The sequence below is a fragment of the Devosia sp. genome (assembly GCF_017307565.1).
Classification (GTDB): Bacteria; Pseudomonadota; Alphaproteobacteria; order Rhizobiales; family Devosiaceae; genus Devosia.
On sequence record NZ_JAFKHD010000417.1, the window covers coordinates 1 to 13,516 of the forward strand.

A 13,516-nucleotide genomic window follows, 5' to 3' on the forward strand; every position below is an offset into this window, starting at 1 on the left:
CGACGCCAATCCGTTGCTGCACCTTGCCTATTTCAACTATGCCGTCTCGCTTTCCAAGGCGGGCGACGTCGCCGCCACGCTCCATGCGCTGCGGGCGGCGATCCGGATCGAGCCGCTTTTCGGGCAGGCGCATATCAACCTGGGCCGGACGGGCCTGAAAGTGTCGCAGCTGGCGCTCGGCTGCATGACCTTCGGTTCGCCCTCCTGGGCCCCATGGGTGCTCGATGAAGCGGGTTCACGCCCGATCATCGAAAAGGCCGTGGACCTCGGGATCAACTTCTTCGATCTGGCCGACATGTATTCGGCCGGCGCCAGCGAAGAGGTCGTGGGCAAAGTTCTCTCGACGCAGAAGCGCCAGAACCTGGTGCTCGCAACCAAGCTCTACAATCCGATGAGCAGCGATCCCAACGATAGGGGTCTGTCGCGCAAGCATATTTTCGAGGCCGTCGACGGCAGCCTGAAGCGTCTCGGCACCGACTATATCGACCTCTACCAGTTGCACCGCTTCGACTACGGCACCCCGCTCGAAGAGACGCTGGATGCGCTCAATGACGTGGTTCGTGCCGGCAAGGTGCGCTATCTCGGCGCCTCCTCCATGCACGCCTGGCAGTTCATGAAGGCCCTCGGCATGCAGCGCGCCAATGGCTGGGCGCCCTTCGTTTCCATGCAGCCGCACTACAACCTGATCTACCGCGAAGAAGAGCGCGAAATGCTGCCGCTCTGCCGCTCGGAAGGCATCGGCGTCATCCCGTGGAGCCCCCTCGCCCGCGGACGCCTCGCGGCCCGCACCGATACCGACACGACCCGCTCGCAGACCGACAAGACCGCCTCGGCGCTCTATGACCGCTCCCGCGAACAGGACGATGCCGTGGTCGCCGCCGTGCGTACCGTGGCCGTGCGCCATGGCCGCCCGCCGGCCCAGATCGCCTATGCCTGGGTCGCCACCCGGCCGGGGATCACCGCGCCCATCGTCGGCATTTCCAAGCTCCACCAGTTCGATGATGCCGTCGCCGCGCTCGAGGTAAAGCTCAGCGACGAGGACGTGGCGCTGATGGAAGCCCCCTACCATCCCAAGCCGGTTGCCGGTCACCAATAGGAGTGTTTTGGCCATGTTGATTGGTAGTGAACTGGCCGGCCTGACGGCCGGCATCGACGCGCTCTATCGCAGCACCCCGCGCAGCGACGGCTTTCTCGACAAGGAAGGCCTGATCCCGGTCGCCATGGCCGAGGTAGAACCCATCAAGCTGCGCGACTACACCGAGGCCCGCGCCCGTCTCGAGGCCCTCGCCACCCGCAATGCCAGTGAGGCCGAAAGCCCGCTGCGCCGCGACTATGTCGCCGAAATGATCGACTCGCTCCTGGCCCTCGTGACCACTTTTGAGGAAAAGCCGATCAGCTTCGCCGACCGCGTCGCTCGCCAGATCCGGGTCACTACCCAGCTCGTGCCTGACGCCGAGCTGGAAGGCTATCGCCAGACCATTCGCGAAAAGCTCAACGAACTCGGCTATGCCGGCGGCAGTCTCGCCGACGATTTCAATCGCTGGGAAGCCCAGGCGCGCGTGCCCAAGGAAGCCGTTCTCGACGAACTCAAGGCCCTCATCCTCGAAGGCCGCGAGCGCGTCACCGCAACCATGTATCCCATGGATCACGAATGGATGGAGCCCGCAGGCGTCACCGCCGTGCCGTTCTCCGCCTATTGCGACTATCCCACCCGCAAGGTGCTGCTGAACCTCGACTTTCCCTACACGCGCTTCTCGCTAAAGCACCTCGCAACGCACGAAGTATTCCCCGGCCATCTGGTGCATATGAACCTGCGCGAGCGCCACGTCGCCGAGGGCAAGATGCCGCTGGACGGCGCCCAGGTGGTGACCAGCTCTGCCAGCAGCGCCCTTTTTGAAGGCATTGCCGACAACGGCATGTTCTTCCTCGATTGGGTCGATGGCCCGGAGGACGAACTCGGCGTCGCCCTGCAGCGCCTGCGCAGCGCCATGCGCTGCAATGCTGCCTGGATGATGCATGCCCAGGGCATGAGCCTCGATGAGATTGTGCCGATCATGGCCGACAAGGCCCTGCAGGACCCGGTAACGGCCCGCTCGCGCCTCGCTTTCCTCAGCCACAACCTGCGCGCACCCTTCGTCTACGCCTACTATGGTGGCGACATGGCCGTGCACGAGGTCTGGAAGACTGTCGCTCCCGAAGAGCGCCAGGAATTCTGGGCGTTCCTCTACGACAACATGCACACGCCGACGACGCTTGCGAAGTACTGGAAAGAGCGCAAGAGCGCCTGAGGCTTCTTCGCCTCGCCTGTTTAGTCCTCACCACCGGGCGTGCCCCGGTGGTCCATTTCGAGGCGAGCGGGATTGCCGGGACAAGCCCGGCAATCCATGCACGCATCCTCAGTCGAACAACGGCTGCAGTACCATTTCCGGCACTTTCACCAGCCCTTTGTCTGTGATGCGGATTTCCGGAATGACCGAGAGCGGGATGAGGTTGAACCCCATATAGGGGATGGTGCAGCCCACCTTTTCCCACGCCGCCTTCAGCGTGCGGTTCTCGGCCGCAACCTCATGCACGCGCTTGTCGGACATGAGCCCGGCCACCGGCAGCGCCACAAAGGCCAGAACCTTGCCATCTTCGACCACCACGATACCGCCCTTGGCGGCTTCGATGGTTTCGAGCGCAAGCTGCATGTCGGCTTCATTGGTTCCGGCAAGAATGATGTTGTGGCTGTCATGCCCGACGCTCGACCCGACCGCGCCATTCTTGATGCCAAAGTCATGCAGGAGGCCATAGGCAATGCCGCCATTGGATTTGCCATGGCGCTCGATGACGGTGACAAAGCTCAGGTTGTCGCGCTCAAGGATCGTCGCCCAGTCATTGGCCGGTGCAATCGCGACCTTGCGGTGCGGCAGCACGATGCCGGGCATCTCGATGCCGATCGCATTTGCCGTAACCGCACCGGCCGGCAGCTCGGGCACGAGCTTTGCGGCCTTGGGGAGATGCACGGTGTTATAGGCCACCGAGGGGTAGCGATAGCGCTGCTCCAGCGTCTCTTCGAGCAGCGGCGTCACCTTGCGGTCTTCCACCATCAGCGCGCCGCCATACCAGGTGCTTTGCGGCTTCAGCGCATCGTCGAGCAGCACGAGATCGGCGCGACGGCCGCCGCCGAGACCGCCGATTTCATCGCCCATACCGAAGCGCGTCGCGCCATGCAGCGAGCCCATCGACCATGCCTGCTCCGGCTTCATGCCGCAACGAATGGCTTCGCGCACCACCCAGTCCAGACCAAAGCTGAGCAGATCGTCGGCATCGCGATCATCGGTACAGACGCAGAAGCGCTTGTGGCTGGCGCCGAGTTCGGTGATCGGCTTGATCGCCTCGACAATGGAATTCCAGGGCGTTGCCGGATTGCCGCCGCGCAAGAACACCCAGATGCCGGCATCGATGAAATCGCCCGAAATTTCCCGATCGATCGCTTCATGCGTGTCGGTCACCCCGGCCGCCGCATAGGGCGCTACGAATTCGCGGCCATAAATATGGCCCGAAACCGGCCGCCCGCGCTTCAGCGCTTCGGCGATGATGGCGTGGCTGCGCGGATCGCCCATGGCGACGGGCACGAAGTCCATCTTCTCGCCCAGCGCCACCGCTTCCGGCCACTTGTCGAACAGCGCCCCGATCTTTTCCGGCGTCAGGTCCCCACCGGCCGTTTCGAGCTCCGGCGACGTCGCCGGTACCGTGGAAGGCACGGTCAGAAAGATCGAAAGCGGCGCCAGCCGCGCGTCTTCGAGCATGGCTTCGACGCCGGCAACGTCCATGACATTGCCGATCTCGTGGCTATCGCAGAAGATCGTCGTCGTGCCGTTGAGCAGCGCCGCCTCGGCATAGGCGCAGGCGGTGACCATCGAGCTTTCGATGTGAATATGCGGATCGACCAGGCCCGGCGCAATGATGCCGCCGCGAGCGTCATAGACCGTCTTCGGGGCCGGCCCGGCCTTGTAGGCCCCGGCCGGCTTGATCGCCGCGATGCGGCCGCCCGAAAGCCAGATTTCCTTGTCCCCGGCAATGCGCTCCGAATAGGTCGAAAGCACCCGCGCCCCGGTGATGACGAGATCGGCCGGCGCGCGCCCGCCAGCAACGGTCGCGAGCGTGGTGATCTGGCTATGGAGCGGGCTCACGGAAAAACGAGTGATCGCCATGGGTCAGGCCTTTGAAAAAGCGTGGAGGATGCGCACCCAGGAACGGATGCCCTTATGGAAACTCGACAGGTCGTACTTCTCGTTGGGACTATGGATGCGGTTGTCGAAACGCGCAAAGCCGATGAGGAGGCTATCCATGCCCAGCCGTTCCTTGAACTCGCTGAGAATGGGAATGGACCCACCGGTGCCGGCCAGCGCCGTCTCGCGCTCCCATTCCGCCGTCAGCGCTTCCTTAGCCTTGTTGAGCAGCGCCCCGTCGAGCGGCATGGATTGCGCACCCGCGGTGCCATAGGCCTTGAAGCTGACCGAGCAGTCGGCGGGAATGCGGGCCCGCACAAAGTCGCGGAAAATCGCGCGAATGCGATTGGGATCCTGCCCCGCCACCAGCCGGAACGAGATTTTCGCGCCCGCCTTAGCCGGAATGACGGTCTTGAAGCCGTCGCCCGAATAGCCGCCCCAGACCCCATGCACTTCGGCCGTCGGCCGCGCCCAGACCTGCTCGAGCACGGAGCGCCCCTCTTCCCCTGCGGGGATGAAAAGGCCGATATCGCCCAGAAATTTCACCGGGTCGAACGGCAGGCGTTCCCACTCCTGCTTGTTAGCCGCAGGCAGTTCTTCCACCCCGTCATAGAAGCCGGGAATGGCGACGCTGCCATCTGCCTTGCGCAGCTCGCCGATAATGCTCGAAATCAGCTGCACCGCATTGCGCGCCGCGCTGCCGAACATGCCTGAATGCAGGTCCCGGTCCGCCGTCGTCACCTCGAATTCCTCCGAGACGAAGCCACGCCACATCGTGGTGATGGCCGGCGTCTCGCGGTCCCACATATCGGTGTCGCAGACCAGGATGGTGTCGGCGCGCAGATCGTCCGCGTTGGCTTCGAGAAACGGCGAGAGCGAGGGCGAACCCGCCTCTTCCTCGCCCTCGAACAGCATGGAAATGCGGATCGGCAGGCTCCCCGTGACCGCCTTCCAGGCCCGGCAGGCCTCGATAAAGGTCAGCAGCTGCCCCTTGTCGTCCGACGCTCCGCGCCCGACGATGAACGTCTCGCCGTCCGGCTGCGGCACGAGCTTGGGTTCGAACGGTGGCGTGTTCCACAGCGCCAGAGGATCCACCGGCTGCACGTCATAATGGCCGTAGAACAGCACGTGCGGCCCCTCGACCTTCGGGCCATGCCCCACCACCATCGGGTGGCCCGCCGTATCGCGCACCGAGGCGTCGAATTCGAGCCCCGCCAGTTCGTCACGCAGCCATTCGGCGGCGCGGCGGCAATCTCCGGCATATTGCGGCTCGGTGGAAACCGAGGGGATGCGGATCAGGTCGAAGAGCCGTGCAAGGCTGTCATCCAGCTGGCTGTCGGCATGGGCAAGAACGGTATCGAGAATGGTCATGGGCAAACGGAATCAATTGGCGTGTTACCATCCGACACTGAGCCAATCAGCCGCAAAAGGTAACGGCCTGACACCGCGCGGCAGCAAAAAAATACCCCCGGAGCGCGTCCGGGGGTAAAATCGATGCACCAATGGTCGTGGTGACTAGCCTTTGGCGATCTCGGCGTAGGCCTCGTCGTCGCAGAACACGGTGACATGGGGGTGCTGCTGCAAAGCGGAACCCGGGCAATCAACGGCCGGCGTGGCGAGGAAGGAACGCGCCAGCGCCTCGGCCTTGCCCGCGCCGGTCGCCACCAGCACGATCTCGCGTGCCTCAAGAATGGTGCCGATACCCATGGTGATCGCCTCAGGCGGCGGCACTTCGCCATCCGGGAAATCGCTGGTATTGGCGGCAATGGTTGACGGCGTCAGCTGCGTCACCTGGGTGCGACCATCAAAGGGCGCGCCCGGCTCGTTAAAGCCGATATGACCATTCCGGCCAATGCCGAGAAGCTGCAGGTCCACCCCGCCCCGCGCCGCAATCGCCGCCTCATAGGCAAGGCACGCAGCCGCAGCATCGCCATGGGCCTCGGGCAACATGGCCCGGTCGGCCGGGAGGTCCACATGGCGGAAGAAATTCTCCTCCATGTAGCACCGGAACGACGCAGGGTGGTTCGGCGGCAGGCCGACATATTCATCGAGATTGAAGCTCGACGCTTCGGCAAAGGAAATACCCTTCGCCTTGCTCAGCGCCACGAGCGCCGCATAGACCGGCACGAATGTCTTGCCCGTGGCAAGACCCAGGACCGATTGCGGGCGCGACTGCACCGCCTCGGCAATATGAGAAGCGACCGCCTCGGCAACTGCCTGGGACGTAGCGAAAACCTGGAATTGTGCTTTAGTCATTGGTCTCATCAAGAATAAATCAGCTCGCGCTGCGCAGGCTCCCTGTGCCGCCCGATGCCTGCACCGAACGGGTGCCGGCATCGATCGCCGCCGCAAGGCAATCATCGAACCCGGTTCCCGACAGCCAGGCATGGATGAAGCCGGCATTGAAGGCGTCGCCCGCGCCTGTGGTGTCTACCACCTCGACCCGCGGCGACGGTAGATGAATCGTCCGCCCTTCCGCCGCCAAAATAGCGCCATCGCCGCCGCATTTGAGCGCTACGATGGGGAAATGCTGGCGGAGGATCGCTAGCGCCGCCTCCGGCTCATCCTTGCCCGTCAGAGCTGTCGCTTCTTCCATATTGGGCAGGAAGATATCTGCACCCGCCGAGCGTTCGAAGAACATGGGATCGCGGATCAGCTCGTCGTCCCAGCTGGGGTCGAGAGACACCGTCAGCCCACGCGCCTTCGCAGCGCTGATGGCATCGGGCATTTCATGGAGCGTTGCATATTCAGCGATATGGAGATGCGCCGCCTCGGACCAGTCAAGACTCGTCTCGAAGCCCTTGGGGCGCGCATGTCCTGCCCGACGCGACAGGAAGGCTCGGTCGCCGTCATGCACCATGACCACGGTAAGCTGCGGCCCCGCCGTCTCGTGACGATCAAGGAACTGCAGGTCGAGACCAAGCGACTCGATCTGCACCGAAAGCGCCTGCGACAGCGCATCCGTGCCAAACCTTGCCACCAGGGCCGACTGGCGGCCACGGGCCGCCAGGTGTGCCGCGGTGATCAAGGCGCCGCCGCCCGGCGTCAGGGCGAAGTCACGGGCAAAAAGCTCGCGCCCCAATTGGGGCATGCCGTCGAGCCCGCGAAAAACCATATCGCAATAGATACGGCCGAGGTTGAGAACTGCCCCGGCTTTGGGTGTAGAAGACGTCATGCGCGGCCCAGAGCCTTTTCGCTGACGGCATCGAAGAGATAGAGCGAACCGGCGCCGGCATGCACCGACACGGTGCTGCCGATAGCCGGAACCACGCGACCGGGCGCCGTGGCGATCAGCTGGGCCTTGCCGACGCTGAGATGCACCAGCGTTTCCGAACCGAGCGGCTCCACGGCCTCGACCGTGCCCGAGGCGGAAAGACCGGCCTCGCCAGCCTCGCCGACGACGAGATCGTGCGGACGGATGCCGACCAGCGTCTTGCCTTCATGAGCGGGCAGCGTGAGCCCCGAAATCGAAGCGCCCTCGACGGCAAGCTTGCCGCCGCTGACAGTGCCTTCGATCATGTTCATCGACGGGCTGCCGATGAAGCGAGCGGTGAAGACATCGACCGGGTTTTCGTAGAGATCGGTCGGCGAACCCACCTGCAGGATATTGCCGTCGCGCATGACGACGATCTTGTCGGCCATGGTCATGGCTTCGACCTGGTCATGCGTCACATAGACGATCGTCGTGCCAAGCCGGCGATGGAGGCTCTTGATCTCCATGCGCATCTGCGAACGCAGCTGAGCGTCAAGGTTCGACAGCGGCTCGTCGAAGAGGAAAGCGGCGGGGTTGCGCACCATGGCTCGGCCAATGGCGACGCGCTGGCGCTGGCCACCAGAAAGCGCCGCCGGGCGACGATCGAGCAGCTTTTCAAGCCCCAGGATCTTGCCGGTCTCCTGGATGCGCTGCTGCTTCTCGGCCTTGGAGAGCTTGGACGTGTAAAGCCCAAAGCCGATATTCTGGCCCACAGTCATATGCGGATAGATGGCGTAGTTCTGGAACACCATGGCGATGTTGCGCTGCTTGGGCTCGCGCTGGTTCACCACCTCGTCGCCAATCAGCAGCTTGCCGCCCGAAATGTCTTCAAGGCCCGCAATCATGCGCAGGGTCGTGGATTTGCCGCAGCCCGAGGGGCCGACGAACACGACGAATTCACCGTCCTCGATGGTGAGGTCGATGCCATGCACGGCGCGGGTATTGCCATAGGCCTTCACGAGGCCCTGCAGTTCGATCTTGGCCATCAGGCGGTTCCCTTCAATGCGTCGAAACGCTCTTTGAGCATGCGCGCGGCGTCGGCCTGACGGCGCAGCAGTTTTTCGTGAGTATCGGCCAGGCGCTTGGCGTCGGCCTTGTAGCCGGCAATAGCAGCCAGCAGCGGCTCGGGCGCCGGACCGCCGAAGCGGGTGCGGACCGAGACGAAATATTCCGGCGAAACGATTTCGCCAAAGCTGGTTTCATCGAGCGCCGAGCGCCGGCCCGTCGCCTTTTCAAAGGCAGCGGTGAACGGGGCATAGCCGTCGCGCACGAGGTCGCCGCCCTGCGCCACCACGGCCTTGGCAACAGCCGCAGCAATTTCGTGACCTTCGCGGAAGGACAGGCCTTCCCGGCGCACGAGGCTATCGGCGAGCTCGGTAATGGTGATGCACGAGCGCGAAATATTGTCCCGCACGCGTTTGGGATCGATGCGGATCTGCTCGACGAGCGCGGCAAGGAGATCGAGCACCCGATAGGCCGAGGCAAAGGCTTGGTAGCCCATCGACTGCGTTTCGCCTTCACTGTCGTTCATATCGGTGAAGGGCGTGTTGTGCATCACCGTGAGCACGGCCTGCGCCCGCCCGACGGTCTGGCTCGAGAGATGGCGCAGGTGCTCGATCGGCACCGGATTGCGCTTCTGCGGCATGATCGAGGAGATCTGCACCAGGCTATTGGGCACATAGACCTGCCCGACCTCAAAACTGGTCCAGACCTGGAAATCCTGGATCGGACGCCCGAGGTGGAGGAACATCAGCTCGATCGCCGAATAGGTCGAGGTAATGTAGTCGACCCCGGCAATGCAGGAATAGGAGTTCTGCAGCGGTGCTGCAAAACCCAGCAGTTCCGCCACCCGCGCCCGATCGGTCGGAAAGCCCGTCGTAGTGATTGCCGCCGCGCCCATGGGCGAGAGATCGACGATCCGATAGGCCTCGAACAACCGCTCGATATCGCGCCCGACAAACTCGACAATCGCCGAGAGATAGTGCCCGAAGGTCGTCGGTTGCGCCGGCTGCCCATGGGTATAGGCAACGATCAACGTGTCCTTCTCGCGCTCGGCCGCAGCGATCAGCGTCGCGTGCAGTTTGAGCGCCTTGCCGATCAGCACATTGAGCCGCTCGCGCAGCCCGAGCTTGAAGAGCGTGTGGTCGATATCGTTGCGCGAGCGCGCGGTATGAAGGCGTCCGCCGACATCGGGGCCGACGCGCTTCTTCAGTTCCTTCTCGATGAGAAAGAAGAAGTCTTCGACTTCGCCTGTATAGACGAGGCTCGAGGGCTCGATTTCAGCATCGATGCTGTCGAGCGCCACGGCAATATCGCGGGCCTGGCCGGCTTCTAGAATGCCGGTTTCGCACAGCATGACGAGATGCGCCCGGTCGATGGCTCGAAAGCCTTCGACATGGTGGTCCTTGGCGCCGTCGAATAACGGCGCCAGAACGGTTTCCTTGTAGACCGGATCGGGAAAGACCGACTGGTCGGAGAGACGTGGATCGGTCATGGCTTAACCCTTGAGACCGGCCAGCATCACGCCACGGACGATGTAGCGCTGCAGGGCAAGGAAGACGAGGAGCGTCGGAATGGTGCCGATGGCGGCGCCCGTCATGATCAGCTCCCACTGGATAGACGCCTCGGCCGAGAAGCTCGAGATGCCGACGGGCAGCGTATAGAGCTCCTTGGAGGTCGTGACGATCAGCGGCCAGAAGAAGGCAGTCCAGTTGCCGAGGAAGGTGAAGATGGCGAGAGCCGAGATAGCCGGCACCACCATGGGCATGGCGATCTTCCACCAGATGGTGAATTCGTTGAGCCCGTCGACACGTGCAGCTTCCAGGAAATCGTTCGGCACGCCTTCGAAGAACTGCTTCATCAGGAAGGTGCCGAAGGCCGTCATCATGCCCGGGAACATGATACCCCAATAGGAGTTCAGCCATCCGAGCTGGCTCGACATCAGGTACCACGGGATCACCAGCATTTCGGTGGGGATCATCAGGGTCGACAGAATGGCGAGGAAGATGAAGTAACGGCCGCGGAACTCGAACTTGGCGAGCGTGTAGCCAACGAGGCTGTCGAAGAAGACGTTCGAGAGCGTCACCGTCACGGCGATGAAGGTCGAGTTGAGGAACCACTGCATGAAGCGGCCGTCACCCAGAACCTTGATATAGTTGTCCAGCGTCGGTGCCGCCGGGATCAGGCGAAGGTCATAAACCTGGCCCGACGTCTTGAGCGAGGTCGAGAACATGAACAGCAGCGGCGTGATCATGATCAACCCGCCGATCAGCAGCAGGGTCCAGGCAATGATGCGCCCGGGGCGGATATCGCGGCTATTGGCCGCCAGCTCTTTGGTCGAGGCCATGGTCATTTCTTTTCCCTCAGCACATAGAGCTGAAGCAGGGACACGATGAGCAGGATGGTGAACAGCACCACGGTCTGCGCTGCCGCATAGCCCATCTGGTAGGACGAGAACGCGGTCTGGTAGATCATCAGCACCAGGGGCTTGGTCGAATTGAGCGGCCCGCCCGGATCATTCGAGGTCATGTTGTAGACCTGGTCGAAGATGCGGAGGAAGCCGATGGACGAGAACACCACGAGGAACACGGTGGTCGGCTTCAGCAGCGGGATGGTGATCTTGCGCAGGATCGCCCAGTTCCCAAGGCCGTCGATACGCGCGGCTTCATAGAACGTGTTGGGGATAGCGCGCAGGCCTGCCATGAAGATGATGATCTGGAAGCCGAGCCCCGCCCAGATGGCCGGGATCAGGATCGAGAACAGCGCCTGATCGACCGAACGCAGAAATGGCTGCTGCGGAATACCGAAGGTCGAGAGAAACCCGTTGATCACCCCGATCGGCACCGGCTGATAGAACCAGCGCCAGACCCAGCCCATGGCTGCGGCGGTGGTGAGATACGGTAGGAAATAGAGGGCGCGGATAAAGCCGTGCATCAGCTTAACGCGATCGAGATAGTAGGCGATCACGAAGGAGATCACGAGGCTCAGCGGCGTGCCGATGATCAGATAGAGGAAGGTGTTGTTGAACACTTTCCAGAAGATCGGGTCGGCGAACATTTTCTGGTAGTTCGCAAAGCCGATGAACTGCGCCGGGCGCAGCAGGTCCCAATTGGTCAGGGACAGCCAGAAGGCCTGGAATGTGGGATAAAAGCGGATGCCCGCATAGAAGATGATGGGCAGGGCCAAAAATGCCCAGGCCCAGATGACACGCTTGGTGCCGATGCTGAGACGGTCCCAGAAGCGCACCGGGCCTTGTTGTGAAATTGCGTTCGCCGACGCCATGCTCGCTCCTGCGATGTTTTGCCGGAGCGAGGTTGAACCGCCCGGACTTGCCCCACCCACGACCTGTCACCCCGGCTCTCGCCGGGATGACAGTGGTGGATCGATTAGCTTCCCGAGGCAAGCTCAGGAAGCATCGCAGCTCTTACTGGCGAGCCTGGTCGATGATCGCCTGCTCGGCTTCTGCAGCCTGCTTGAGCGCGTCTTCGATCGACTGACCTTCGAGCAGCACGCGATTGACCATGTCGATAGAGGTCTGGCGCTGTGCGGCTTCGTCGTAGAACTTGGTGGTGTGGGCGTATTCGAGACCCTTGAGGAACGGCCCACGGATCGGGTCGGCTAGGTTGGTCTCGGTCAGAGCCACATCGCGGCGGGCCGGCAGCTCACCCACGACTTCGAGCCAGATCTGCATGGCTTCGGGCGAGGAGATGTACTGCAGGAACTTCTGGGCAGCGACGAGCTCTTCGCCTTCCGAAGTCGCGCCGATCGCGTTGGCGAAGTAGCTCGAGTAGTTCGAGCGCAGGCCATTGGCGTCGGCCGGCAGTTCCACGACACCCCATTCGAACGGGTTGCCGGCGAAAGCGCCGAGACGGAAGGTGCCGTCGATGGTCATGGCAGCCATGCCAGCGCGGAACGCGGCCTGACCTTCATCCATGAAGCCGACGAGGCCAACCTTCTTTTCGGTCTGCAGGTCCGTGTAGAACTTCAGCGCGGCAGCGCCGGCTGCGTCGTTATACGCAACATTGCCGTCGGCATCGTAAGGCACGCCACCGTTCTGACGGACGAGAACTTCGCGCCACCAGTGGTGATCCTGGCCCGCCATGTCCATGGTGATGCCGGCAGTCGTGATATTACCGCTGCCATCACGCTTGGTGGTGGCTTCGGCAGCCGCGAGGAGTTCCTCGAGGTTGGACGGCGGCTCGACGCCGGCTTCGGCGAAGATGGCCTTGTTGTAGAACAGGGCCAGCGAACGCACGGCGGTCGGCAGGCCGTAATAGTCATCACCGCGCTTCATTGCCGAAACGATCGGGAAGAAGTCGGATTCGATTTCGGCATGCGGGAACACGGCCGGATCGAGCGGCTTGATCAGCCCGCCGTTCACGAACTGGTCGGTCCAGCCGTAGAACAGCTGCACCACGTCCGGACCCTGACCGGCAACCTTGGCGGCGACGACGCGCGTCTGATAGTCCGCATAGGGGAAAGTAGTCTGCTTGACGGTGATGTCGGGATTGGCAGCCTCGAACTTGGCGATCAGCTGGTCCATAGCCTGGACGCGGCTGTCGAAAACGTACTGCCAATATTCGATTTCCACCGCCTGAGCGGCGCCCATCGCCATGAAGCTGATGCCGGCTGCAAGCCCGGCCAGTTGTGCCTTGCGCATTAAGTCCTCCATTGGAGCGTCGACCCTCCGACAGCTCTCTATGCCGAAAGGCGGTCCACGCCGCCTGACAGGGCCTCAACGTCCAATATGTGACAGGCCTTTGTCAATAAAATAATCTACTTGAGTTATTTTGTTCCACGACTAGTCTTGCCCGACAACGCCGTGCTAGCGAGAGCGTAGGGGAGGCGAAGAATTTGAACGGCCGCAGCAAGAAAGACCTTCGTCAGCGTGTCGCCATCGGGTCAAACCCCGAGCGTAACCGCGCGCACAACCGGCGCGTGGTGCTGGAAGTCATTCGTATGCACGAACATCTCGGCCGCACCGAGATCGCCCGCCGCGCCCAGCTCACCGCCCAGGCTGTTGCCAATATCGTCGATGAACTGCTCGAAG

General features: G+C 62.7%; 11 protein-coding genes and 1 pseudogene. 3 read left to right on the forward strand and 9 right to left on the reverse strand.

Going from position 1 to position 13,516, the window contains the following annotated elements; translation table 11 throughout:
* The first annotated feature begins 184 nt into the window (after positions 1-184).
* Positions 185-1,096: an aldo/keto reductase gene (locus tag J0I64_RS17385; protein ID WP_291410551.1), complete on the forward strand. Its 912-nt coding sequence runs from the start codon at positions 185-187 to the stop codon at positions 1,094-1,096.
* A 13-nt stretch (positions 1,097-1,109) separates the two neighbouring features.
* Positions 1,110-2,288: a hypothetical protein gene (locus J0I64_RS17390; protein ID WP_291410532.1), complete on the forward strand. Its 1,179-nt coding sequence runs from the start codon at positions 1,110-1,112 to the stop codon at positions 2,286-2,288.
* A 108-nt stretch (positions 2,289-2,396) separates the two neighbouring features.
* On the opposite strand, the gene J0I64_RS17395 is transcribed toward J0I64_RS17390, so the two are convergent.
* The 9 genes from J0I64_RS17395 to J0I64_RS17435 form a co-directional block, all read right to left on the reverse strand.
* The gene (locus tag J0I64_RS17395) at positions 2,397-4,196 is read right to left on the reverse strand and encodes an adenine deaminase (RefSeq protein ID WP_291410534.1); all 1,800 of its coding nucleotides are present in this window, start codon (positions 4,194-4,196) and stop codon (positions 2,397-2,399) included.
* Positions 4,197-4,199: 3 nt separating this feature from the next.
* Positions 4,200-5,585, reverse strand: a complete 1,386-nt coding sequence (locus tag J0I64_RS17400) for a M20/M25/M40 family metallo-hydrolase (RefSeq protein WP_291410536.1) — start codon at positions 5,583-5,585, stop codon at positions 4,200-4,202.
* 144 nt (positions 5,586-5,729) lie between these two features.
* On the reverse strand, positions 5,730-6,470 hold the full coding sequence (locus J0I64_RS17405; protein WP_291410538.1) for a glucosamine-6-phosphate deaminase: 741 nt from the start codon (positions 6,468-6,470) through the stop codon (positions 5,730-5,732).
* Between the two features lie 19 nt (positions 6,471-6,489).
* Complete coding sequence (locus tag J0I64_RS17410; RefSeq protein WP_291410540.1) at positions 6,490-7,389, reverse strand: carbohydrate kinase family protein; 900 nt, start codon at positions 7,387-7,389, stop codon at positions 6,490-6,492.
* The gene (ugpC, locus tag J0I64_RS17415) at positions 7,386-8,453 is read right to left on the reverse strand and encodes a sn-glycerol-3-phosphate ABC transporter ATP-binding protein UgpC (RefSeq protein WP_291410542.1); all 1,068 of its coding nucleotides are present in this window, start codon (positions 8,451-8,453) and stop codon (positions 7,386-7,388) included. Before ugpC ends, J0I64_RS17410 begins: the two co-directional genes overlap by 4 nt.
* On the reverse strand, positions 8,453-9,961 hold the full coding sequence (gene argH / locus J0I64_RS17420) for an argininosuccinate lyase (protein WP_291410544.1): 1,509 nt from the start codon (positions 9,959-9,961) through the stop codon (positions 8,453-8,455). Before argH ends, ugpC begins: the two co-directional genes overlap by 1 nt.
* A 3-nt stretch (positions 9,962-9,964) precedes the next feature.
* Positions 9,965-10,819 (reverse strand): carbohydrate ABC transporter permease, encoded by an 855-nt coding sequence (locus tag J0I64_RS17425; protein WP_291410546.1) that lies wholly within the window; start codon positions 10,817-10,819, stop codon positions 9,965-9,967.
* The gene (locus J0I64_RS17430; protein ID WP_291410548.1) at positions 10,816-11,748 is read right to left on the reverse strand and encodes a carbohydrate ABC transporter permease; all 933 of its coding nucleotides are present in this window, start codon (positions 11,746-11,748) and stop codon (positions 10,816-10,818) included. Before J0I64_RS17430 ends, J0I64_RS17425 begins: the two co-directional genes overlap by 4 nt.
* A gap of 142 nt (positions 11,749-11,890) precedes the next feature.
* Entirely contained in the window at positions 11,891-13,126 is a 1,236-nt protein-coding gene (locus tag J0I64_RS17435) for an extracellular solute-binding protein (protein WP_291410549.1), read from the reverse strand.
* A 194-nt stretch (positions 13,127-13,320) separates the two neighbouring features.
* Here J0I64_RS17435 and J0I64_RS17440 point away from each other — a divergent pair.
* Positions 13,321-13,516: pseudogene (locus tag J0I64_RS17440) on the forward strand (sugar kinase); the annotation flags it as partial.